The 22,181-nt window shown below is 55.6% G+C and carries 22 protein-coding genes; 11 read left to right on the forward strand and 11 right to left on the reverse strand.

Annotated features, from left to right (window positions below):
- Nucleotides 1–201: 201 nt before the first annotated feature.
- Nucleotides 202–975, reverse strand: a complete 774-nt coding sequence (locus tag HFD92_RS12670; RefSeq protein ID WP_167429050.1) for an inositol monophosphatase family protein — start codon at nucleotides 973–975, stop codon at nucleotides 202–204.
- 299 nt (nucleotides 976–1,274) lie between these two features.
- Here HFD92_RS12670 and HFD92_RS12675 point away from each other — a divergent pair, with 299 nt between their 5' ends.
- The gene (locus tag HFD92_RS12675) at nucleotides 1,275–2,405 is read left to right on the forward strand and encodes an ROK family transcriptional regulator (RefSeq protein ID WP_033736475.1); all 1,131 of its coding nucleotides are present in this window, start codon (nucleotides 1,275–1,277) and stop codon (nucleotides 2,403–2,405) included.
- Between the two features lie 62 nt (nucleotides 2,406–2,467).
- On the opposite strand, the gene gorA is transcribed toward HFD92_RS12675, so the two are convergent.
- Nucleotides 2,468–3,820: a glutathione-disulfide reductase gene (gene gorA / locus HFD92_RS12680; protein WP_009087879.1), complete on the reverse strand. Its 1,353-nt coding sequence runs from the start codon at nucleotides 3,818–3,820 to the stop codon at nucleotides 2,468–2,470.
- A 127-nt stretch (nucleotides 3,821–3,947) separates the two neighbouring features.
- On the opposite strand from gorA, the gene rnz reads away from it, so the two are divergent.
- A complete protein-coding gene (rnz, locus tag HFD92_RS12685) occupies nucleotides 3,948–4,859 on the forward strand; it encodes a ribonuclease Z (protein WP_167429051.1) in 912 nt (303 codons plus the stop codon).
- Here the strand turns inward: rnz and HFD92_RS12690 are convergent.
- A complete protein-coding gene (locus HFD92_RS12690) occupies nucleotides 4,856–5,674 on the reverse strand; it encodes a CPBP family intramembrane glutamic endopeptidase (protein ID WP_167429052.1) in 819 nt (272 codons plus the stop codon). The genes rnz and HFD92_RS12690 overlap by 4 nt on opposite strands.
- Nucleotides 5,675–5,688: 14 nt before the next feature.
- Nucleotides 5,689–6,531: a 23S rRNA (adenine(2030)-N(6))-methyltransferase RlmJ gene (locus tag HFD92_RS12695; RefSeq protein ID WP_009087873.1), complete on the reverse strand. Its 843-nt coding sequence runs from the start codon at nucleotides 6,529–6,531 to the stop codon at nucleotides 5,689–5,691.
- Between the two features lie 112 nt (nucleotides 6,532–6,643).
- On the opposite strand from HFD92_RS12695, the gene HFD92_RS12700 reads away from it, so the two are divergent.
- The 3 genes from HFD92_RS12700 to rsmJ are packed head-to-tail and all read left to right on the forward strand — an operon-like array spanning nucleotide 6,644 to nucleotide 9,641.
- On the forward strand, nucleotides 6,644–6,826 hold the full coding sequence (locus HFD92_RS12700) for a hypothetical protein (protein ID WP_058956941.1): 183 nt from the start codon (nucleotides 6,644–6,646) through the stop codon (nucleotides 6,824–6,826).
- A gap of 11 nt (nucleotides 6,827–6,837) precedes the next feature.
- Nucleotides 6,838–8,880, forward strand: a complete 2,043-nt coding sequence (gene prlC, locus HFD92_RS12705) for an oligopeptidase A (protein WP_111207843.1) — start codon at nucleotides 6,838–6,840, stop codon at nucleotides 8,878–8,880.
- A gap of 8 nt (nucleotides 8,881–8,888) precedes the next feature.
- Complete coding sequence (rsmJ, locus tag HFD92_RS12710; RefSeq protein WP_046100774.1) at nucleotides 8,889–9,641, forward strand: 16S rRNA (guanine(1516)-N(2))-methyltransferase RsmJ; 753 nt, start codon at nucleotides 8,889–8,891, stop codon at nucleotides 9,639–9,641.
- A 120-nt stretch (nucleotides 9,642–9,761) separates the two neighbouring features.
- Here the strand turns inward: rsmJ and HFD92_RS12715 are convergent, their stop codons facing one another.
- Nucleotides 9,762–10,004, reverse strand: a complete 243-nt coding sequence (locus HFD92_RS12715) for a hypothetical protein (protein WP_167429053.1) — start codon at nucleotides 10,002–10,004, stop codon at nucleotides 9,762–9,764.
- A 305-nt stretch (nucleotides 10,005–10,309) separates the two neighbouring features.
- Nucleotides 10,310–10,747 (reverse strand): universal stress protein UspA, encoded by a 438-nt coding sequence (uspA, locus tag HFD92_RS12720; protein ID WP_009087866.1) that lies wholly within the window; start codon nucleotides 10,745–10,747, stop codon nucleotides 10,310–10,312.
- A gap of 413 nt (nucleotides 10,748–11,160) precedes the next feature.
- Between uspA and uspB the strand changes: the two genes are divergently transcribed.
- On the forward strand, nucleotides 11,161–11,496 hold the full coding sequence (gene uspB, locus HFD92_RS12725; RefSeq protein ID WP_009087864.1) for a universal stress protein UspB: 336 nt from the start codon (nucleotides 11,161–11,163) through the stop codon (nucleotides 11,494–11,496).
- 35 nt (nucleotides 11,497–11,531) lie between these two features.
- On the opposite strand, the gene pitA is transcribed toward uspB, so the two are convergent.
- Nucleotides 11,532–13,034, reverse strand: coding sequence for an inorganic phosphate transporter PitA (gene pitA, locus HFD92_RS12730; RefSeq protein ID WP_009087862.1), 1,503 nt, complete (start codon nucleotides 13,032–13,034; stop codon nucleotides 11,532–11,534).
- 243 nt (nucleotides 13,035–13,277) lie between these two features.
- On the opposite strand from pitA, the gene HFD92_RS12735 reads away from it, so the two are divergent.
- Nucleotides 13,278–14,462 (forward strand): NAD(P)/FAD-dependent oxidoreductase, encoded by a 1,185-nt coding sequence (locus tag HFD92_RS12735; protein WP_140029788.1) that lies wholly within the window; start codon nucleotides 13,278–13,280, stop codon nucleotides 14,460–14,462.
- A gap of 7 nt (nucleotides 14,463–14,469) precedes the next feature.
- Here the strand turns inward: HFD92_RS12735 and HFD92_RS12740 are convergent, their stop codons facing one another.
- Nucleotides 14,470–15,456, reverse strand: a complete 987-nt coding sequence (locus tag HFD92_RS12740) for an aldo/keto reductase (protein WP_167429054.1) — start codon at nucleotides 15,454–15,456, stop codon at nucleotides 14,470–14,472.
- Between the two features lie 293 nt (nucleotides 15,457–15,749).
- Between HFD92_RS12740 and HFD92_RS12745 the strand changes: the two genes are divergently transcribed.
- Nucleotides 15,750–15,947: a hypothetical protein gene (locus tag HFD92_RS12745; protein WP_033736089.1), complete on the forward strand. Its 198-nt coding sequence runs from the start codon at nucleotides 15,750–15,752 to the stop codon at nucleotides 15,945–15,947.
- Nucleotide 15,948: 1 nt separating this feature from the next.
- Nucleotides 15,949–16,776, forward strand: coding sequence for a hypothetical protein (locus HFD92_RS12750; protein WP_033736088.1), 828 nt, complete (start codon nucleotides 15,949–15,951; stop codon nucleotides 16,774–16,776).
- A gap of 33 nt (nucleotides 16,777–16,809) precedes the next feature.
- Here the strand turns inward: HFD92_RS12750 and HFD92_RS12755 are convergent, their stop codons facing one another.
- On the reverse strand, nucleotides 16,810–17,892 hold the full coding sequence (locus HFD92_RS12755; RefSeq protein WP_140925618.1) for a type I restriction endonuclease: 1,083 nt from the start codon (nucleotides 17,890–17,892) through the stop codon (nucleotides 16,810–16,812).
- 508 nt (nucleotides 17,893–18,400) lie between these two features.
- On the opposite strand from HFD92_RS12755, the gene HFD92_RS12760 reads away from it, so the two are divergent.
- Complete coding sequence (locus tag HFD92_RS12760) at nucleotides 18,401–19,078, forward strand: SDR family oxidoreductase (RefSeq protein ID WP_167429055.1); 678 nt, start codon at nucleotides 18,401–18,403, stop codon at nucleotides 19,076–19,078.
- Between the two features lie 15 nt (nucleotides 19,079–19,093).
- On the opposite strand, the gene HFD92_RS12765 is transcribed toward HFD92_RS12760, so the two are convergent.
- Nucleotides 19,094–20,482, reverse strand: a complete 1,389-nt coding sequence (locus tag HFD92_RS12765; RefSeq protein ID WP_046100768.1) for a sugar porter family MFS transporter — start codon at nucleotides 20,480–20,482, stop codon at nucleotides 19,094–19,096.
- A 261-nt stretch (nucleotides 20,483–20,743) separates the two neighbouring features.
- Between HFD92_RS12765 and HFD92_RS12770 the strand changes: the two genes are divergently transcribed.
- The gene (locus HFD92_RS12770; RefSeq protein ID WP_009087852.1) at nucleotides 20,744–21,400 is read left to right on the forward strand and encodes an epoxyqueuosine reductase QueH; all 657 of its coding nucleotides are present in this window, start codon (nucleotides 20,744–20,746) and stop codon (nucleotides 21,398–21,400) included.
- Here the strand turns inward: HFD92_RS12770 and HFD92_RS12775 are convergent, their stop codons facing one another.
- Nucleotides 21,401–21,904, reverse strand: a complete 504-nt coding sequence (locus HFD92_RS12775) for a helix-turn-helix domain-containing protein (protein ID WP_167429056.1) — start codon at nucleotides 21,902–21,904, stop codon at nucleotides 21,401–21,403. It lies immediately after the preceding gene.
- Nucleotides 21,905–22,181: the final 277 nt, after the last annotated feature.

Consider the following 22,181-nt stretch of genomic DNA (forward strand, 5'->3'; position numbering starts at 1 on the left):
AATTTATTAACTTTTTAAAACCTATACATAACAGTTGAGTAGGCGTTTAATTCAGAATCGTACGTTTAACACGCTAACCATTTTCATGCGTTGTGATTAATATTTGGTGCAGAGAGCCGGGTGAACGTGCATAGCGGGCAGGACAGCGGGGTCACGCTGTCCTGAAATGCCGTGATGAGGTAAGCCGGAGGCGATGCGTGGTCAGGCGGGCGTAAAACGCGGGTAAGGGATAAACCGGGCGGAAAGGCGATTCATTTCGGCTGTCCCGACACTAACATGTGTTCTGCTCTTTTCCTGTGAACCGGCAAGATGCGCATCCAGTCCCGCTGCTTTACAGAGCGCATAACCCGCAGAAACGTCCCACATGCTGCTAAAACATTCCTGATAACCGTCGACGTAACCCAGCACGCTAAAGCTTAACCCTGCGGTGGTACAGCGATAGCGCACCACATTCCAGCCGTCGTCCCGATACGCCTTTTCAATACAGAGCTGATGGGTGAAATCCCATGATTGACTGTCGCCAATCGCCACGGTTTTCAGCGCTTCGGCGACCACGGGACGTTGAAAGGGTTCGCCATTCAGATAAAGCCCTGTCTCTTTGCCGCCGCTCAGCATGAGGTTTAAAGCCGGATGGACGATCACGCCCATCACCGGCTCGCCATCGATCACATAGCCAACAGAAATCCCCCACAGGGATGAGCCGCGCAGGAAGTTACTCGTACCATCAATCGGATCAACAGACCAGTAGCTGGCGCCGGGCTCACCACCATGCTCTTCCCCGATAATGGCATCCTGTGGGAAGTGATGTTCCAGGCGCTGCCGAATCAGATTTTCCACTTCCCGATCGGCTTCACTGAAGAGATCCTGCGGCCTTTTTTCGCCGATCTCTGACTCTTTTAGCCGTCTGAAATAGTCCAGAGCCAAAAGCGAGGCCTCCTGCGCGATGCGTTCAGCAACCTTTAAGCGCGTTTCCATTGTTCACCTGATGCACAAAAAAAGTGTGTAAATGAAGGCAGAGCCCTGTGCACGGCGAAAGTGCCAGTCCGTACATAAGGCACGTTTTTAATATCATGCTCATTGCATGATATTGGAGTCTCCCCTCGTAATGTTTCACTATTATGACGCTTTTATGATCGTGTAAGGCAGGGCAGGATAGGCTGAATATCGGCACATTTAACGAAAATGCCAGGGCAGGGTCTTTAACTATTCGCTATGCATAAAAGCATGCTAGGTTGTTAACAGAAGGCATTATTAAACAGGGTGAGGAGAACGCTGTGGTTTATGGATATTCCGCTGGTCATGAAGTCGAACTTAATCGCAGTGAAAAACTCATTCTTGAGCTTGTCCGCCGCAACGATGGCATTTCCCGCTCCTCGCTGGTTTCGCAAACCATTCTGAATCAGTCATCTGTTCACCGCATTGTTGATACGCTGACCGAAAACGGCTTTCTCAGCCTGGGTGAATCGCCGTCCCAGGGAAGAGGAAAGCCCAGCCCGTCGTTATCCCTCAATGCGAACGCGCGTTATGGTTACGGCATCTCGATTAACTCAGACAGCGTGGCCGCCAGCCTGATTAATTTCCGGGGCGGCATTACAGAATACTGCGTACTGGATACGCACCCGCGCGATCCTGCCCGGACCTTACTGAATATCAGACATCACTATCTGGATACCTTAAAACAATATGGTATTTCGCCAGAAAAAGTCTGTGGGGTGGGATACAGCATGGCGGGCTTTCTTTATGAATCACGAAAGTATTTCAATCCGCCTGAACCTTTAAAAGCGTGGATGGGCATCGATCTGCATCGTGAAATTACCATGTTATTTGATCGACCGGTATGGATTGAAAATAACGCCACAACGGCGGCGCACGCTGAAGCCTTTTTAGGCGCCGGGCTGAAATATGATACGTTTGGCTATCTCTCTTTTAATTATGGTTTTGGCGGTGGCATCGTGATTAACGGTAAACCGTTCCAGGGGGCATTCGGGAATGCGGGGGAGATCAGCCGTATTTTTACGCCGGAAGAGGGCAAGCTACGCCCGGCCCTGGGGATCCTGATCGATCGGTTACGTGATGGCGGTATTGAAATCAGAGATATACGCGATCTCAATGATAAATTCGATCCGGCCTGGCCGATTGCGCAACAGTGGGTAAAAGACGTAACGCCAAATCTGCATCGGGCAATGGATGCCATGAATGCGGTGATCGATCCCGGCGCCATCATATTAGGGGGTGAAATTCCCCGTCAGCTGGGCGAGATGTTTTTAGCCATGCCGCGCACGAGCTCGGGTGAACGCTGGGGAATTTCTGCGGAATATCCCGATATTCTGCTCAGCGCCATTGAGGGGGACAGCTCGGCACTGGGTGCGGCATTGACGCCGTTGCGGGAAACCTATTTTAATTGAAGCCGTTACCCGCAGAGCAACGTGTCAGCGGGTAACGGTCAGTCATGCGCAGGGGGAGATTGCTAGCGCATGGTCACAAACTCTTCCGCTGCGGTCGGGTGGATCGCCACGGTGTTGTCGAAGTCTTTCTTCGTCGCACCCATTTTCAGCGCCACGGCGAAGCCCTGCAGCATCTCATCCATGCCGAATCCGATACCGTGAATCCCGACAATCTTCTCATCGGCACCCACACAGACCAGCTTCATGCGGCACGGCTGGCGATGCTGCGTCACGGCGGTGTACATCGCCGTAAACGACGATTTGTAGACCTTCACCTGATCGTCGCCATACTGTTCACGCGCCTGCGGCTCTGTCAGACCGACGGTGCCAATCGGCGGATGGCTGAACACCACGGTCGGGACATTGCTGTAGTCGAGATGCTCGTCCGGCTTGTTGTTAAACAGACGCTCAGAGAGGCGACGGCCCGCGGCCACCGCCACCGGGGTCAGTTCAACCGCACCGGTGTTATCACCCACGGCGTAAACGCCCGACACATTGGTGTTCTGGAACTTATCGACGCGGATGTAGCCTTTCTCATCCAGCGCCACGCCCGCGGCCTGAATATTGAGATTGTCCGTTTCAGGCTCACGGCCAATCGCCCAGACCAGGCAGTCCACGGTGTAGTCGCTGCCGTTTTCCAGCTGCAGCGTCAGGCTGCCATCTTCGTTTTTAATCACGGCTTTCGGAACGGCTTCGGTGTGCAACATCGGCCCTTCGCTGTTCATCACTTCTACCAGCGTCTCGCTGAGCAGGGGATCAAAGCTGCGCAGCGGCGCGTGTTTACGCACGAACAGATGGGTTTCCGATCCCAGCGCGTTCACCACACCGGCCAGCTCCACCGCGATGTAGCCTGCACCGATCACCGCGGTGCGCTTTGGCAGGGCGTCCAGCTCGAAGAAGCCGTCAGAATCAATACCGTACTCCGCACCCGGAATCGAAGGATGAACCGGGCGGCCGCCCGTGGCGATCAGAATATGGCTGGCTGTGATAATCTCGCCGTTGACTTCCACGCTGTGCGCATCGACAAACCGGGCAAAGCCTTTAATCACTTCGACTTTGTTTTTACCCAGCACGTTGTCATAGGAGTTGTGGATACGATCGATATAGGCGCTGCGGTTTTTGACCAGCGTGGCCCAGTCGAAACGATTCACGGTGGTGTCGAAGCCATAATCCGGCCCGTACAGATGGATAGCTTCGGCGATTTGCGCGGCGTGCCACATGATTTTCTTCGGCACACAACCTACGTTCACGCAGGTGCCGCCCAGCTCTTTGGCTTCAATCAGGGCACATTTCTGGCCATACATGGCCGCACGGTTAATTGAAGCGATGCCGCCGCTGCCGCCGCCAATGGCGAGATAGTCGAAATGTCGGGTCATTGAAGTATCCATCCGGTTGCATAAAAATTTGGGGTTGAGTGTAACGCTGTCGGTCGAAATGACGCAAAGATTGCGCCTATGATTGTAATAGGGTTCTGTTTTTTCATCGCTTTCAGGGAAGCATACCATGCACCTTACTTTTCTCGGCACCGGCGGCGGTGCGCCCAGCCTGCAACGTAACGTCACCGCCATCGCCTTCACCCGCGCACTGAGCGGGGAAACCTGGCTGTTCGACTGCGGCGAGGGCACGCAGTTACAGTTTATGCGCTCCGGCCTGAAACCGGGCAAGCTGGATAAGATTTTTATCACCCATCTGCATGGCGACCATATTTTTGGTCTGCCGGGGCTGCTCACCAGCCGCTCAATGGCCGGGTTAACCACCCCGATGACGGTCTATGGCCCGAAAGGCTTAAAGACCTTTGTTGAAACGGCGCTGGCGATCAGCGGCTCCTACACCGACTATCCGCTGAACATTGTTGAGATTGAGGCGGGCTGGACGCTGGATGATGGCGAGTTCCGGATCAGTGCCTGGCCGCTGAACCATCCGGTTGCGTGTTTTGGTTATCGCATTGAGCAGCACGACAAACCCGGCCTGCTGGATGCCGCGCGGCTGAAAGCGGAAGGGGTTCCGCGCGGGCCATGGTTTCAGCAGCTGAAACAGGGGGAATGCGTGACGCTGGAAGATGGGCGGGTGGTCAATGGCGCGGATTATCTCGGCCCGTCGACGCCGGGCAAAAAGCTGGCCATCTTTGGCGATACGGCGCCGACCGATGTCGCGTTGCAGCTGGCGGCGGATGTTGACCTGATGGTGCATGAAACCACGCTGGAGGCGGCGATGGAGGAGAAAGCCAACGGACGCGGACACTCCACTACCCTGCAGGCGGCCGACGTGGCAAAGCGCGCCGGAGCCAAACGGCTGATCGCCACTCACTTCAGCTCCCGCTATCTGGCAAAGGATATGAGCCGCCTGCTGGCCGAGTGCCAGACGATTTTCCCCCGCACCGAGCTGGCGAGCGACCTGGCGGTCTTCACCGTTTAATGTTGCAGCGCCGGATAGGTGAACAGCAGCAGATGGGTAAGATTCAGGGCAAAGTGCAGGAGGGTCGCCAGCCATAAGCGGCCGCTCCAGTGCCACGCCAGGCCGTACAATCCTCCCGCCAGGGTGGCAAAAATCACCAGCAGCACGCCGCCGGGGGCGTGCGCCAGTCCGAACAGCAGTGCGCTTAGCAGCAGCGCGGGCATCCCCCCCAGCGCCTCTCTCAGCCGCTGTTGCAGATAACCCCGGAACAGCGCCTCTTCGGCCAGCGAAACAAAGAAGAGATTCGCCAGCACAAACGCCCCCAGCCACGGCGGAAAGTGAGGCTCAATCGCCAGGCCGCCCGACAGCACGGCGCTACCGAGCAGCAGCGGAACCGCGGCGATTAACGCCAGCGCACTGAGCCAGCGAAAGCGCGGCGGGTGGGCAGGGGCGCGGAAGAGGGTGGGCAGCGCGGCCAGCAGCACAAAGGGAACCAGGGCTTTATCGAAGTTAAAGGAAAAACTGAAAGGCACGCTCTGCGCGCCAGCACGCACCTCATCAACCTGGCGGGGATTAGCAAAGCTGGGAAAGAGATGCAGAAATAACCCCATGGCAATCACAACCAGCAGGGCTTCGCTGAGGCGGTGCCGCCGGGAAGGGGCCGTATGCCAGAGACGCAGCGCGACCAGCACCCCGGTGCCGGCCAGCAACGGCAGCACCGGCCACGTCAGAACATGCTGATAGAACCCCACTCCGACGGCGAACGCTAACAGCAGGAGAGCCAGCCGTCGGGCGGGTTGCAGCGCGGCCAGCGCACCGGCCAGCAGGAGCCACATCAGGCCGGACGCACTTATTCAGGCACGATCTGGTTCACGACCGCGTGGCCGGTTCCGGCGGGCACCAGCTTCTGATGCAGCCACGGCAGCAGGGTTTCCATCTGTTGCGCCAGCTTCCACGGCGGGTTAATCACGATCATGCCGGAAGCGGTCATGCCGCGCTGATCGCTGTCAGGACGGGTAGCCAGTTCAATCTGCAGGATATTGCGGATACCGGTGGCTTCCAGATCGCGCAGCATGTGTTTGATCTGCTGACGTAACACCACCGGATACCACAGCGCAAAAACGCCGGTGCTGAAACGCTTATGGCCTTCCTGAATGCCTTTCACCACCGCCTGATAATCGCTTTTCATCTCGTAGGGCGGGTCGATCAGCACCAGACCACGACGCGACAGCGGGGGCAGCTTCGCTTTCAGCTGCTGATAGCCGTCGGCACGATCGACGCGTGCGCGCTTATCTTTGCTGAACTCGTTACGCAGCAGCGGGTAGTCGCTGGAGTGCAGTTCCGTAAGCTGCAGTTTGTCATCTTCACGCAGCAGGTGACGGGCAATCAGCGGCGAGCCGGGATAGTAGCGCAGCGTGCCACTGCGGTTCAGCGCAGCAATCGCATCAAAGTAGGGTTGCAGCAGTTCAGGCGCATCGGGCTGCTGCCAGATGCGGGAGATGCCTTCCAGATATTCGCCGGTGCGCTCGGCGTGTTCACCGCTGAGCTGATAGCGGCCCGCGCCAGCATGGGTATCCAGGTAGAAGAACGGTTTCTCTTTCTCTTTCAGCGCCGTAATGATCAGACTCAGCACGGTGTGCTTCAGTACGTCGGCGTGGTTGCCAGCATGGAAGCTATGGCGATAACTCAGCATTGTTTATCCTGTTGAATGTATAAGGTTTTAATCGATGGGAAATCAATTTGTACCAATTATTACCTCACGTATTACCCACAGAACGACGCACAGCACCCGACGCAGGAAAAGCATGAGAATCCGCGATTATATCAGGGATGGGCGGGCGATGTGCCAGAAGCGTGACAACAAATCGGGGCGCGCGATCCGGCGGTTTCTTCCTCACCTCATCCTGCCTGCCATTGATTTTCGCTACACTAAGCCGCATGTTATTGAGATTGCGTTGCGCGACCCGCTGCGCCCCATACATCCATAAAGGACTGCGCTATGACCAATCCGCTACTGACATCTTTTACGCTTCCCCCTTTTTCTGCCATCCAGCCTGAACATGTGGTGCCTGCCGTGACTGAAGTGCTCAGTCAGTGTCGCGCAGAAGTTGAGAAGGTCGTGGCGCACGGCGCGCCTTACACCTGGGATAACCTGGTTCAGCCGCTGGCTGAAACGGATGACCGCCTGAGCCGTATCTTCTCGCCGGTCAGCCATCTCAATGCCGTGAAGAACAGCCCGGAGCTGCGCGAAGCCTATGAGCAGACGCTGCCGCTGCTGTCGGAGTACAGCACCTGGGTGGGTCAGCATGAGGGACTGTATCAGGCGTATCGCGATCTGAAAGAGGGCGATCAATACGCGACCCTGGATCTGGCGCAGAAGAAAGCGGTAGATAACGCCCTGCGCGATTTTGAGCTTTCCGGTATCGGGCTGCCGAAAGAGAAGCAGCAGCGCTATGGCGAAATCGCCGCGCGCCTCTCCGAGCTGGGCTCGGCGTACAGCAACAACGTGCTGGATGCCACCATGGGCTGGAGCAAACTGATCACCGACGAAAGTGAGCTGGCCGGTATGCCAGAAAGTGCGCTGGCGGCGGCGAAAGCGCAGGCCGAAGCCAAAGAGCAGGAGGGCTGGCTGCTGACTCTGGATATCCCAAGCTATCTGCCGGTGATGACCTACTGCGACAACGCGGCGCTGCGTGAAGAGATGTATCGCGCCTATGCGACACGCGCCTCCGATCAGGGGCCAAACGCCGGTAAATGGGATAACGGCCCGATCATGGCGGAAGAGCTGGCGCTGCGTCACGAGCTGGCACAGCTGCTGGGCTTTGACTCTTACGCCGACAAATCGCTGGCGACCAAAATGGCCCAGAGCCCGTCTCAGGTGATCGACTTCCTGAATGACCTGGCCGAACGCGCCCGTCCGCAGGGGGAAAAAGAGCTGGAGCAGCTGCGCGCCTTCGCGAAAAAAGAGCATGGCGTTGAAGAGCTGAATCCGTGGGATCTCACCTATTACGGGGAAAAGCAGAAGCAGCATCTCTATACCATCAGTGATGAGCAGCTGCGCCCATACTTCCCGGAAGCGCGTGCGGTCGCTGGCCTGTTTGAAGTGGTCAAACGCATCTACGGCATCAGTGCGAAGCAGCGTAACGACGTTGAGGTCTATCATCCTGACGTGAAGTTCTACGATCTGTTCGACGAAACCGGCGAACTGCGCGGCAGCTTCTATCTCGACCTCTATGCCCGCGAACACAAACGTGGCGGCGCCTGGATGGATGACTGCGTGGGTCAGATGCGTAAAGCCGATGGCACCCTGCAGAAGCCGGTCGCCTATCTGACCTGTAACTTTAACCGTCCGGTGAAGGGGAAACCTGCGCTCTTCACCCATGACGAAGTGATTACCCTGTTCCATGAGTTCGGTCACGGTCTGCACCACATGCTGACCCGCATCGAAGCGCCTGGCGTTTCCGGTATCAGCGGTGTGCCATGGGATGCGGTCGAACTGCCAAGCCAGTTTATGGAAAACTGGTGCTGGGAGCCGGATGCGCTGGCGTTTATCTCCGGACACTATGAGACCGGCGAACCGCTGCCGAAAGCCCTGCTGGATAAAATGCTGGCGGCGAAGAACTATCAGGCCGCGCTGTTTATCCTGCGTCAGCTGGAGTTCGGCCTGTTCGATTTCCGTCTGCATACCGAATTCAACCCGGAAAAAGGCGCGCAGATTCTGGAAACCCTGCGTGAAGTGAAAAGCCGCGTGGCGGTGGTGCCGGGGCCGGAATGGGGCCGTTTCCCGCACGCCTTCAGCCATATCTTTGCAGGCGGCTATGCGGCAGGTTACTACAGCTATCTGTGGGCGGACGTGCTGGCGGCGGATGCCTATTCCCGTTTTGAAGAGGAGGGGATCTTCAACCGCGAAACCGGCCAGTCGTTCCTGGATAACATCCTGACGCGCGGCGGTTCGGAAGAGCCAATGGAGCTGTTTAAGCGCTTCCGTGGCCGTGAGCCGCAGCTCGATGCGATGCTGGAACATTACGGCATTCAGGGATAAGTCGGTTCGTGAAAATCTGTTTGCTCGATGAATCAGGCGCCGGAGACGGCGCCTTGTCACGTTTAGCGCAGCGCTGGCAGCTGGAGCAGGATGACACCGCGCTGCTGGCGCTGGTGCAGACCGCGACCCACCTTGAACTGCGTAAGCGGGATGAGCCAAAGCTGGGCGGTATTTTTGTTGATTTCGTCACCGGTGCCATGGCCCATCGCCGTCGTTTCGGCGGAGGACGCGGTGAAGCCGTCGCCAAAGCGGTCGGCATCAAAGGCAGTTATCTGCCGGATGTGGTCGATGCGACCGCCGGTCTGGGACGCGATGCGTTTGTGCTGGCGGCGCTGGGCTGCCGGGTACGGATGCTGGAGCGCCATCCGGTGGTGGCAGCACTGCTGGAAGATGGTCTGCAGCGTGGCTATCAGGATGCGGAAATCGGTCCCTGGCTGCGCGAGCGGCTGACGCTGATTCATGCGGCCAGTGCCCAGGCACTGGGTGATATCACGCCACCACCTGACGTCGTTTATCTCGATCCGATGTATCCCCATCGCCAGAAAAGTGCGCTGGTGAAAAAAGAGATGCGGGTCTTTCAGTCGCTGGTGGGGCCGGATGAGGATGCGGATGCGTTACTGGAGCCTGCCCGCCGGCTGGCCAGAAAACGCATTGTGGTAAAACGGCCAGACTATGCGCCGCCGCTGGCGGGTGTGGTGACGCAGGCCGCCGTAGTGACTAAAAGTCATCGCTTTGATATTTATCCTCCGCTCAGCGAATAACGCATGTCAGCGCGAGTGGCTTTTTCGTTTTCTGTTTTTGCTTAAAGAGCATGCCTGATAACGTTTCAGGCATGCTTCAGCCTCTCCTGTTTGCGCAATCGTACAAACAGGGTAAATAAATCAGGCCGATATTGTCGTCAGGAAGCCGGAAAAGGCGGTCAGAAAGCTTTTGGCCACGTTCAGGCCGAGGGCTCTGAAGGTCAGACTCAGTCGCTCTCCGAATGTGGTGCTTTCCTTCAGCGACGTCAGGGTGCTCTCCAGTAAACCCGAAACGTCCGTCAGTGCGCTGTTCACGTCACCCAGAAATTCAGGCAGGCCAGCACCGCTTACCGCCGCAATTTCTTTCTCGTTAATTTCTCTCATTGTTAATGTCCTTATTGATTAAATAGATCAGCTTATCTTTTTCCTGCTCTCTCTGATGTAAACAGATCGGAGAGCAGGCGAAAGATAGCGAATGGGAAAAAGGTTGCCCATAGTAAAATTGTGATAAACAGCGCGCTGCATGTAATAAAACGATTCGCATTAGCGAATCAATAATTCATTAATGTAACGCCGGTTTTAATATGATGTTCAGATAAGCGAAATGAAGCGGATAAATGCGGGGGCCGGGCAGAACCTGAAAGAGACGACAGAGAAAAGCCGGCTGACGCCGGCTTTCAGAAAAGGATTTATTCGTCGTCGGCATCGCGCAGCGGCACAATCAGCATATCGATATGCACCGTGTTAATCAGCTGACGGGCCGAAGACATCAGCTTACTCCAGAAATCCTGATGATGACCGCAGACCACCAGGTCGACGTCATACTTCTTAATGGCATCGACCAGAACCTGACCCAGGTCGCCGCTGCCGCTCAGGGTTTCACTGATCGGATAACCGGCCGCCTCTGATAACCCTTTCAGGGCAGTGTGCGTCTCTTCCGAGATACGCTTCTGCATATCCCCCAGGTTAACGTCGATCAGACCGGTGTAAAGGTCGGAGTAGTTCACGTCGACGTGAATCAGGGAAATGCGGGCATCGTACGGGCGAGCCAGCGAAACGGCCTTATCCACCAGTAACTGACTTTCGGGGGAAAGGTCTACTGCAATCAGGATATGTTTATAAGCCATGATAAAACTCCTTTCGCGAGATTAAGGATGGCATCCGGTGTTCCTGCCGCGTCACAGCTGAGCGAAATCCCTTGCGCGAGCGGGCGATGAGCGCCACCAAAGTGTCTGCCTGCGTTGCAGGTGATGTAGTTATGCCCTGAGTATAGTCTTCTCTCACCGTAAATGCTGTGGTTGCCGTCTGGCTTGTGAATAAGATCAAGGCTGTGCCGGATTTACTCGCGCCGAACGAAAATCATCGTTGGAAAAAACGTAAAGATTTCTCCTACACTGAAAAAAGGCGGTCCGATTCGCAGCCGCTCAGGGGGTCGAAAACTTTCGCAGTCCGGTGATTCAGTGGCTGGTGATGACGGCAGGTTTGCTCAGGGATTTATCGCTGGGTCAGCGACTGCGCCGCCAGTCGGGAGGGGGAGAATATGATCAGCACGGTTGCGCTTTTCTGGGCGCTTTGTGTGGTATGTATCGTGAATATGGCGCGCTATTTTTCATCTCTGCGCGCACTGCTGGCGGTATTACGGGGGTGCGATCCACTGCTCTATCAGTATGTCGACGGCGCGGGCTTTTTTACCTCTCACGGTCAGCCGAGCAAGCAGGTGAGGCTGGTGACCTATATCTGGGCTAAGCGCTATCTCGACCATCATGACGATGAGTTTATCCGGCGCTGCGAGCGGGTGCGGGGACAGTTTATTCTGACCAGCGCGCTGTGCGGACTGGTCATTATCAGCCTGGTGGCGCTGGCGATCTGGCATTAAAAAAGGGCGACCGGAGTCGCCCTTTTTAGCTGGCATTACACCAGTTTTAACGCAATCCAGTAGAGCGAACCTGACAGCACAATACAGACCGGCAGGGTGAAGACCCACGCCATCGCGATGTTCTTGATGGTCCGGCTCTGCAATCCGCCACCGTCAACCAGCATGGTACCGGCAACGGATGAGGAGAGGATGTGCGTGGTCGAAACCGGCATACCGGTGTAGCTGGCGACGCCAATCGACAGCGCGGCCGTCACCTGAGCTGACATGCCCTGCGCATAGGTCATGCCTTTTTTACCGATTTTTTCACCAATGGTGGTGGCGACACGACGCCAGCCAATCATGGTGCCGGTGCCCAGCGCCAGCGCCACAGCCATGATGATCCAGATCGGCGCATACTCAATGGTGCCGAGCAGGTCGCTTTTCAGCTTGCCCAGGAAGCGTTTGTCATCGGGCGTGGTCTCCGGCAGTTTCGCCGCCTTGTCAGCAGTGTCGGAGATGCAGAGCAGCAGACGACGCATCTGACCGCGCTGTTCAACCGTCAGCTGATCATAGCTCTGCAGGTTATTCAGCAGTCCCTGAGCACGCTGAACCGCCTGCAGCGCGCGGGCGCTGTCGCAGTGGAACTCCTGCGGGCTGGTGGCCGGCACTTCTTCCGGTGTCGGCAGCTTTGGCGGTGCCATCTGGATGATATGCGTCAGCGAGGCGCTATGCTGCTGATAATATTGCTCCAGGTGATTGACCGCATCGCGGGTGCGGGTGATGTCGTAACCGGAGGCATTCATGTTGACTACGAACCCCGCCGGAGCCACGCCAATCAGGACCAGCATGATCAGACCAATGCCTTTCTGGCCGTCGTTTGCCCCGTGCGAGTAGCTGACGCCGATTGCCGATACAATCAGGGCAATACGGGTCCAGAACGGCGGCTTCTTCTTGCCGTCGATCTTCTCACGGTCAGCAGGCGTCATATGAATACGCGCACGCTTTTTGGTGCTGCTCCAGTAGCGGCGCAGAATAAAGATTAAGCCACCCGCAATCACCAGGCCGATGATCGGCGACAGGATCAGAGAAAGGAAGATATTCAGCACTTTCGGGATGTTGAGGGCATCAACGACCGAGGTGCCGCTCATCAGGGCGTTGGTCAGACCGATACCGATAATGGCGCCGATCAGCGTATGGGAGCTGGAGGCCGGCAGACCGAGATACCAGGTGCCGAGGTTCCAGATAATCGCCGCCAGCAGCATAGAAAACACCATGGCGAGACCGTGTGCCGATCCCACATTTAACAGCAGGTCGGTGGGAAGCATATGAACAATAGCGTAAGCGACACTCAATCCACCGAGCAGCACGCCAAGGAAGTTGAATACGCCTGCCATGACCACAGCAAGCTGGGCACGCATGGCACGGGTATAGATGACCGTCGCAACCGCGTTGGCCGTGTCGTGGAAACCGTTGATCGCTTCGTAAAACAATACAAACAGCAGGGCAAGAACCAATAACAGACTCGTACTGAGGTCTAGACCAGCAAACAGATGTAGCATAAACGTTACGCCATTTTTGGAGGACATGAACGCGGCGCATTATCCGCGACAACGTGCTGTATGGGAAAGGAAAATATAGCCCTAATTTGACCTTTCGTTGTAAGCCTGACGCGTAAGTCAGCGAAAAAGGGTTAGATATTAAGCAGATACATTATGACACATTTACGGCAATTTTTTGACGCTGGCGTCTCAGTGAGCAGATCACTACAATCTGCGCCTTTCCTGTTATATGAGTGAGCTGCAGTGGAACAGTTTGACGTTATCATCATTGGTGCCGGGGCCGCAGGCCTGTTCTGTGCCGCCCAGGCCGGACAGCGGGGACGCCGCGTATTACTGCTGGATAATGGCAAGAAGCCAGGCCGCAAAATTCTGATGTCTGGCGGCGGGCGCTGCAACTTCACCAATCTCTACACGGAACCGGCGGCTTATCTGTCGCACAATCCCCACTTCTGCAAGTCGGCGCTGGCCAGATATACCCAGTGGGATTTCATCGATCTGGTTAATCGCCACGGCATCGCCTGGCACGAGAAAACCCTGGGCCAGCTCTTCTGCGACGACTCTGCGCAGCAGATTGTCGATCTGCTGATGGCCGAGTGTGACAGGGGCAATGTCACTCTGCGGCTGCGCAGTGAAGTGCTCAGCGTCACGCGCGATGAGCGCGGTTATACGCTGCAACTCAACGGCAGCACGGTGCAGGCTGAAAAGCTGGTGATCGCCAGCGGCGGCCTGTCGATGCCGGGTCTGGGTGCCTCGCCGTTTGGCTACAAAATTGCGGAGCAGTTCGGGCTGAGCGTCTTCCCGACGCGGGCCGCACTGGTGCCCTTTACCCTGCATAAACCGTTGCTGGAGCAGTTGCAGACGCTCTCTGGCGTCGCGCTGGACACCACCATCGATGCCCAGGATGGTACCCGCTTTAAAGAGGCGATGCTCTTCACCCATCGCGGGCTATCCGGCCCGGCGGTGTTGCAGATCTCCAGCTACTGGCAGCCGGGTGAGTTCGTGACGGTCGATCTGTCGCCCGCCACCCCGCTGGCACCGTTTCTGACGGCGCAGCGCGACGCCCATCCTAACCTCAGCCTGAAAAACAGTCTGGCCAAAATCCTGCCGAAACGGCTGGTGGAAGTGCTGCAGGCGCTGAACGTGGTGCCGGATGTCACGCTGAAGCAGCTCAACAGCCGACAGCAAACGGAACTGGCGCAGACCCTGCACGCCTGGCGCATCCAGCCAAACGGCACCGAGGGATATCGCACCGCCGAAGTGACGCTGGGCGGCGTGGACACCACGCAGCTCTCCTCAAAAACCATGGAGGCGCGCGCGGTGCCGGGACTCTACTTTATTGGTGAAGTGGCGGACGTGACCGGCTGGCTGGGGGGATATAACTTCCAGTGGGCCTGGAGTTCCGCCTGGGCCTGCGCCCAGGCGTTGTAACGCCCGTTTACCAGCGCTGATGCACGTGGGGCGCGATCTTCTCCTGATAGAGCTGCTTCAGCGCCGCCATCGTTTCCGCAGAGAGCGCGTCAACGCCGCTGGCACGCGCATTTGCTTCCGCCTGCTCGCGGTTTTTCGCACCGGGAATGACCACGCTGACATCGTCGTTCATCAGGATCCAGCGCAGCGCGAACAGGGCCATCGTGATGTCGCCCGGAACAAAGCGGCGAATCTCCTCAACCGCCTCCAGCGCCACCTCATAAGGCACGCCGGAAAAGGTCTCTCCTTTATCAAACGCTTCGCCATGACGGTTAAAAGTGCGGTGATCGTCAGCGGCAAACACGCTGTCGGCATGCATTTTGCCGGTCAGCAGGCCTGATGCCAGCGGCACACGGGCGATGATAGCCACATCACGGCTTTTCGCCTCATGCAAAAGCCGTTCAGCCGGACGCTGGCGGAAAATGTTGTAAATCAGCTGAATGGACGCGACGTTGGGAAACTCCAGCGCCTTCAGACCCTCTTCGACTTTCTCAACGGATACGCCGTAGTGACGGATTTTTCCGGCGGCCACCATCTCATCCATCACCGCAAACACCTCCGGGCTGTAATAGACCTCGGTTGGCGGGCAGTGCAGCTGGACCAGATCCAGCGTGTCGGTTTGCAGATTATCCCGCGAGCGGTCAATGAAATCGTTGAGGTTTTTCGCATTGTAGCCTTCAGCCACATGGGGAGAGAGGCGCCGCCCCAGTTTGGTAGCCACGAAAGGGCGTTCGCCGCCGCGCTGTTTCAGCACTTCGGCAATGATTTTTTCGGAGCGGCCATCGCCATAGACGTCGGCGGTATCGATAAAGGTGACGCCCGCATCCAGCGCGGCATGCAGTGCGGCTCTGGCATCCTCCAGGCTGACCTCTCCCCAGGTTCCGCCGATAGCCCAGGCGCCAAAGCCAATTTCAGAGACGCGCTGACCGGTACGGCCCATTGTTCGTAGTTTCATGCAAACTTTCCTCGATGCGTTTCAGACAGGGTAAGAGTACGCGGATGACCCTTGAGCTTAGTCTTTCCTGGCCGGGAGAGAGAGCCGCGTCCCCGCAGCTCAATCCAACAGAACAGGAGGCGTCTGCGACGCCAGGCCGCTGGTAACGTTGAGGTTTTCAGGAAAAAATCGCCGGAAACAACGCCTTACCGCTTCGCTAATTAGCTGATTTTAAGAAATTTCCCCTGAAATTAATTGGGCGAGAGTGTGGATTCAGTCACATACTTCTTTTTTTGACTCACAAGTGGATCGCTATGTTCAGGTTTATTAAGTCGGTCTTTGCCAGTCCCGAGAAATTTCTGCAGATCATGACCCGCCAGGATATCAACGACTCGATTGCCGAAGGTGAACGCATCATCATTGATGAAAACGGCAATATCTCGGTCAACACGCTGAGCGAGGAAGTCCACGAAGATTTTTCCCGCCATGTGAACGCGTTAAAGGGAGTCTGAGGTGGGTACCGCAATATTCATGGTCCTGATGGTGAGTGGTTACTGGTATACCAGCCGCGATCTCAACAGCCGTTTTAAAATCCGCCGCTCATCAGGCTGGGACGTCTATTTCCTGGTCGCGCTGTATGGCTGTATTTTTGTCCTGCAGGGGGTCTTTGCCACCGGCCTTGTCTGGCTGCTGCTGCTGGGCATCTCCGCGCTGGCAAATGCTGTTCAGGTTATACCGGGCGCCCATCTGAAGTGGCAGGTGGAGTTCATGAACTGGAGCTTTCTTGGCATCCAGGCTCCGGTCGTCATTATGCTGGCCTTCGCGATCCTGCTCTGTCTTTACCGCTCTAACTGGGCGGGCAGCGCACGGCTGAACGTTTCAGGCCGTAAAGATCTCTATCAGCGGCTCTCCCGATCTAACGGCGTGGAGCAACTGCTGTTTCAGTGCATGGAAGAGGGTGAACTGGCGTGGATCACGCTGAAGTCCCGCCGCATCTACATCGGCATGGTTCACGCCTCCACGTTCGAATATGAGAGCACCAAAAACATTGTGCTGATTCCGATGCTGAGTGGCTATCGCGACAGCAAGACGCTGAAGCTGGCGGTGGAGCACAACTACAGCAAATGGTATGCCGAGCATGGCATTACGCTCGACTCGACACCGAAAGATGCGATGTCGTTTCGTAAGGTAATCATGGTTGACCAGATTGAAAGCCTGTCACTGTTCGATCCGGCCAGCGCCACGGCGCTCTCAATGGGCCATCCCCAGGAAGTGGAGAAGAGCCAGGGGAATGAGAACGGCGACAGTCCGGATGATAAAAGCCGGGACACACAGGGATAAGTAAAGCCAGGAAAACATCCTGGCTTCCTGACTTTAACTGTATTGCTGTGCGGTCTCTCTTAACAGATCGGTAAAGTTGTAGATATCGTTTAGCAATGTTATCGGATGGCGGGTCTCTTTCTTCTCGCCATCAAACAACCCGATATAAAGCTGGCTCCGATTGAAATGAAGGCGGCAAATCGGCTTACGATTATTGTCGTCAATCAAAATGCCAAAATAGCTTTGGGTATCGCGAAAAGTGATACGTTGAGGTTCAATAACTTTTCTGATTATCGATTTTACGATATGAAATCCCTCAATTTCCATTTCAGTAGTAACGATGTTACTACTGTCTGCCTCACTTTTTTCGTCAGTACTGCTTTTGGAAATATCGGCACTGGATTGAGTTGATACCATGGTTCCGCCACTAATTGCCGACTTGAGTCGTTCGTTCACCTGATCATTGAGCCACTGTGTAGCAGCCTTTTTAGTCAGAACAGAAAATTGTTCTCTGACTTTTTGTGTGAGTATGCCGTCATAAACACGTGAGGCAAAAAGCTTAACGAAGTCCTCATCGGGTTCGCTGAATTGACTGGAAATCATCTTTTTTATCTGGCTGATGAATTTAAGCTCACCGGCTGCACTGACAATCGAATCAACATCAAAAGCCGTTTTAGTTAGTTTAACCAGTTCTGGCACTACGTGTTCGTCAATATCCAACAAATCCAGTTCTAAAAAAGGCTTCTCGTCCATTTTGTTTGGTGCATCGAGATCGGTAAAGAATTTATAAAGCTGGCCATTTGTTAAGATAGAAATCCGGGCATTAGTCACATGAAAGTAACGGAACAGCTGCGAAGCATGTTTAACATTCAAAGGTTCGCCAATTTTTTTACATTCAATCAGGATTTGAATTTCACCGCCCTTAGATATGGCGTAATCGATCTTCTCACCTTTTTTTGTTCCGACATCACAAATGAACTCAGGTATAACTTCTGTGGGATCAAAAACATCATATCCCAGTATCTGGCTGATGAAGGGCATGACAAAAGCGCTTTTAGTAGCTTCTTCTGTCTGAATAATTGCTGCCTGTTGCTGAATCTTAGCTGATAGACCATTGAGGTTATTGAAAATATCCATTGCTCACCCTGTTTTGTTCGACCTGAGCCGTGTGTTTGGACTTCATTAGCTTGTGTAATGAAGTTGCCGGGATGTAAAAGGATTGGGTTTGTTTTTTCTTATATTAATCAGATTGTTGATAAAGTTAGGTTATGTCGAGCTTTTCCTCAACTTCAGAATAAAGTAAGAAAAAATTATCAGAAAAAAATGAAGTTGGCTATTTAGTGAACATCGAAACGAGGTTTTTTCGCAAGAGTTGTTGAGATGAATGGAGGATTTGCCGGATTGATCCAGTATAAGTGCCAGGCCTTCATTCAGTCCCCACTAAAACATACACTCAGCCGCTACCCGATGGCGGCTTGATGCGCATTGCAATACGCGTAGCAATATTTTTTTGACAGAGGCAACCTCCTCTGCCAGCAGCGAAAAGTTACCTGACGTGCGGTGGCCCGGCGAAAAAGCACGGCGGGCCGCGCTCTGCGCCGATTTGCCGTTAAGCTTGTGATGAGACCACTAACGAGGAGTGAATATGGCTCAGCAAAATAAGGTATTGATTATCGGCGCCTCACGCGGTATCGGCCTGGCGGTGGCGCAGACGTTCGCCGGGCAGGGCTGGCAGGTCACGGCCACCCATCGCAGCGGCATCCCGGCGCAGGGCAACCGGCCCGAAATCCGCTGGCACGCGCTGGATATGACCCAAGCGTCAGCGGTGGAAGAGCTGGCTGGCCAGCTCACCGGTGAGGGGTTCGATGCCATTCTGATTAATGCCGGCATTTCCGGGCCGTCGCACCAGAGCCTGTCGCAGAGTGACGATCAGGAACTGGCGCAGCTCTTCCTGACCAATGCCATCGCGCCGGTACGCAGCGCAGAAATATTACTGCCACTGCTGAAGCCGAGTGGTGTGCTGGCACTGACCTCCTCCCAGCTCGGCAGCCTGAATGAAAACCCGGATGCGCAGATGCCGATTTATGCTGCCAGCAAAGCGGCACTGAACATGTTAAGCCGCACCCTGACCGCTGCTGTGGACGCGCAGGGCGGAACGCTGCTGACGCTGCATCCCGGCTGGGTAAAAACCGACATGGGTGGCGAAAGCGCGCCCCTGACGGCAGAAGAGAGCGCAGAAGGTATCGTCCGGCAGCTGACCCACTGGCGCGGTCGTGGAGGACATCACTACGTCGATTACGCCGGCCAGTCATTGCAGTGGTAAGCCGCGTCGGGGCGGTTACGCCCCGATATCACGCAGCGCTTTGCCCTTCATCAGATTGCGTTCGATGTGCTCCAGCGTCACATGTTTGGTCTCCGGCACCAGCATCATCGTCAGCACGATAAACACCAGATTCAGCGCGCCGTAGAACCAGAAGGTGTTGGCATTCCCCAGTTGATCGAGCAGGGTGAGGAAGGTTGCCCCTACAATCATGTTGCCGACCCAGTTGGTGGTCGTGGAGGCGGTAATCCCGAAGTCACGCCCTTTCAGCGGCTGGATCTCGGAACAGAGCAGCCAGACAACCGGACCGGCTGCCATCGCAAAGCCCACGATAAACATCAGCAGCATCGCCACCGCAAAATATTTGCGGAAGTCGGTCTCAACGCCGATGTGCAGCAGCGTACCCAGCACCCCCATCCCCACGGCCATCACCAGAAAGCTGGTGGTAAGCATGGGTTTGCGGCCCCAGCGATCCACAAAGAAGATGGCAATCAGCGTCGCCAGCATGTTGACCAGCCCGACAATCACCGTGCCCCACATCTGCTCACTGGTACTGGAGAACCCGGCGATGTTGAAGATTTTAGGGGCGTAATACATCACGACGTTCATGCCGGTAAACTGCTGCATCACCTGCAGCAGCATGCCGAGCCACACCGCGCGGCGGAAATTGCCATTCGAGCGGAACAGTGACCAGCCGCGCTGCTTCACCTGCAGGCTTTCCCGGATCTCCTCCAGCTCCTCACGGGCCTGCTCGCTGCTGTTACGCAGCCGGTCCAGAACCCGCTGCGCCTCATTAAACCGACCGTGTGCCGCCAGCCAGCGCGGGCTGTTGGGCAGAAACAGCACGCCGATAAACAGGATCACCGCCGGAATCGCGATGACCCCGAGCATGCCGCGCCAGTTACCGCTGTAGCTGAAAGCCGTGTCGGAGAGATAGGCCACTACGATGCCGGTGGTCAGCATCAGCTGATACATGGAGATCATTGAGCCGCGAATACGCTCAGGCGCAATCTCAGCCAGATAGAGCGGCGCGGTGTAGGAGGCGATGCCTACCGCCAGTCCCAGAATCACGCGCGCGCAGACCAGCGAGGTCACATCCGGTGAGAAGGCTGACCAGAGCGAGCCAATCACAAACAGCGTCGCGCCTGCCAGCATACTTTTCTTGCGTCCCAGCTTTGATGACATCCAGCCCGCCGCCAGCGCACCCAGCGCCGCGCCAAACATCATCGAACTGACCACCCACTCCTGCTGATGGTTGGTGATCTGCAAATCCTTCGCCAGAAACGGCAGGGCACCGGCGATGACGCCAATATCCAGGCCAAACAGCAGGCCGGACAGCGCAGCCATAAAACAGACGAACCAGGTAAAGCGGTTCTGCGTACTTCCCGATTTTTTTGCCGCGCCCATGCGAGTCTCCTTGCGGTAGTCCAGTGTCAACATTGTTAATGTTATGTAAACATAGTCGACGTCAGTGTGTTGCCGATCACACTTCCGGCCACTGTTACCGCTCAGTCAGACAGAGCCGCAAAATAAAGCATGAGATATCAATGAAGTGGCGACGAAGGCAAAACAGGGGCAGGGGCACGATTACACAAAGCCGCGCAGATTTTGCAACTCGTCACCGGCGGCATTACACTGCCGCTTTCCTGCTATTGATTGAAGGTGTTTATGTCTGAACCTTTCCAGCGTCAGCCGCTGCCTCTGCCGGGCGGTCATAATAAAGTCCTGCTGCACTCCTGCTGCGCCCCCTGTTCGGGTGAAGTGATGGAAGCGATGCTGGCATCCGGCATTGATTACACGATCTATTTCTACAACCCGAATATTCATCCGCTCAAAGAGTATGAGCTGCGCAAAGAGGAGAATATTCGTTTTGCTGAAAAATTTGGCGTGCCGTTTGTGGATGCTGACTACGACCGGGACAACTGGTTTGAGCGGGCGCGCGGTCTGGAGTGGTCACCGGAGCGCGGTGAACGCTGCACCATGTGCTTTGATATGCGCTTTGAACGAACCGCGCTCTATGCCCACGAAAACGGCTTTCCCGTTATGACCAGCTGTCTGGGGATTTCACGCTGGAAAGACATGAAGCAGATTAACAGCTGCGGTGTCCGTGCAGCGGCCGCTTATCCCGATCTGCTCTACTGGGAATTTAACTGGCGTAAAGGTGGCGGGTCGGCGCGCATGATCGAAATCAGCAAGCGCGAAAGTTTCTATCAGCAGGAATATTGCGGCTGTGTCTATTCACTGCGCGACACCAATCGTCATCGCGTTGCTCAGGGACGTGAGCGGATTCAGATTGGTGTGCAGTATTATCAGCCGGATGAGTGATTAACCGGCATCGCGGAAAGTGTCGGCCTGCGCATAACCGCGTGCCGGGCGCGTAACAGGGCGCACCGTGACGGCACAGCGCGGCTGAATCTCCGCGTCGGGCCGCGCGTAGCCGCACAGGGCACAGGGATTCTGCGCCTCTGCCAGCGCTGCGCTGCTCCCATTACTCAGCGGACGCTTGCGGCAGGCGCTCGGCGTGCAGCCCATCATCTGTTTGAATGAGCGGGTAAAGGATTGCTGGCTTTCAAAATGGTATTTCAGCGCCAGGCTGATAATGGGCGTACGGCTGTTTTTTAAATCATGAATACAGGCGTTAAGCTTTTTTCTGCGGATATAGCGCGCCAGCGTTTCATTATGATAGCGGGCAAAGAGTTTCTGCAGATACCATTTGGAGTAACCCGCCTTTTCCGAAATATCATCAATACTTAAACGCTGATCGAGATTGTGATTAATCCACTCAGTGATGGAGACAATTACGCTTTCATTATATTTATTGTCGTTCATAGGCACCCCCCCGTTTAACGTGCGGGCATTCTGAATTATTTATCTTAATGTGCTTATTCTTTGCGTAAAGATTCTTCAGGATTTGAATCGCAACCTCTCATGAGGTTCATTTAAACGGTGCTTATTAATAAATAAGATGAGATGTAATTAATCTGTTGGTTTTTTTGGCGGAATAAGGCGGCAACCGGCGCGGATGCAGCGCCAGCCCGGGTGAGCACTTCGCCACCGCACAGCGCATCAATAGATTTTTTTCCGCGACCTGCCAGGCTTACGACTC

The organism is Pantoea sp. EKM101V (assembly GCF_011800325.1).
Taxonomy (GTDB): Bacteria; Pseudomonadota; Gammaproteobacteria; order Enterobacterales; family Enterobacteriaceae; genus Pantoea; species Pantoea anthophila.

Coding starts and splice junctions, on each gene's coding strand:
- HFD92_RS12765 (WP_046100768.1), bottom strand. CDS start 20,482: ATGGGCGCGGCAAAAAAATCGGGAAGTACGCAGAACCGCTTTACCTGG.
- HFD92_RS12695 (WP_009087873.1), bottom strand. CDS start 6,531: ATGCTGAGTTATCGCCATAGCTTCCATGCTGGCAACCACGCCGACGTA.
- HFD92_RS12700 (WP_058956941.1), top strand. CDS start 6,644: ATGAGAATCCGCGATTATATCAGGGATGGGCGGGCGATGTGCCAGAAG.
- rnz (WP_167429051.1), top strand. CDS start 3,948: ATGCACCTTACTTTTCTCGGCACCGGCGGCGGTGCGCCCAGCCTGCAA.
- HFD92_RS12770 (WP_009087852.1), top strand. CDS start 20,744: ATGTCTGAACCTTTCCAGCGTCAGCCGCTGCCTCTGCCGGGCGGTCAT.
- uspA (WP_009087866.1), bottom strand. CDS start 10,747: ATGGCTTATAAACATATCCTGATTGCAGTAGACCTTTCCCCCGAAAGT.
- HFD92_RS12670 (WP_167429050.1), bottom strand. CDS start 975: ATGGAAACGCGCTTAAAGGTTGCTGAACGCATCGCGCAGGAGGCCTCG.
- HFD92_RS12690 (WP_167429052.1), bottom strand. CDS start 5,674: ATGTGGCTCCTGCTGGCCGGTGCGCTGGCCGCGCTGCAACCCGCCCGA.
- HFD92_RS12740 (WP_167429054.1), bottom strand. CDS start 15,456: ATGAAACTACGAACAATGGGCCGTACCGGTCAGCGCGTCTCTGAAATT.
- HFD92_RS12715 (WP_167429053.1), bottom strand. CDS start 10,004: ATGAGAGAAATTAACGAGAAAGAAATTGCGGCGGTAAGCGGTGCTGGC.
- HFD92_RS12760 (WP_167429055.1), top strand. CDS start 18,401: ATGGCTCAGCAAAATAAGGTATTGATTATCGGCGCCTCACGCGGTATC.
- HFD92_RS12745 (WP_033736089.1), top strand. CDS start 15,750: ATGTTCAGGTTTATTAAGTCGGTCTTTGCCAGTCCCGAGAAATTTCTG.
- gorA (WP_009087879.1), bottom strand. CDS start 3,820: ATGACCCGACATTTCGACTATCTCGCCATTGGCGGCGGCAGCGGCGGC.
- HFD92_RS12775 (WP_167429056.1), bottom strand. CDS start 21,904: ATGAACGACAATAAATATAATGAAAGCGTAATTGTCTCCATCACTGAG.
- HFD92_RS12755 (WP_140925618.1), bottom strand. CDS start 17,892: ATGGATATTTTCAATAACCTCAATGGTCTATCAGCTAAGATTCAGCAA.
- pitA (WP_009087862.1), bottom strand. CDS start 13,034: ATGCTACATCTGTTTGCTGGTCTAGACCTCAGTACGAGTCTGTTATTG.
- prlC (WP_111207843.1), top strand. CDS start 6,838: ATGACCAATCCGCTACTGACATCTTTTACGCTTCCCCCTTTTTCTGCC.
- uspB (WP_009087864.1), top strand. CDS start 11,161: ATGATCAGCACGGTTGCGCTTTTCTGGGCGCTTTGTGTGGTATGTATC.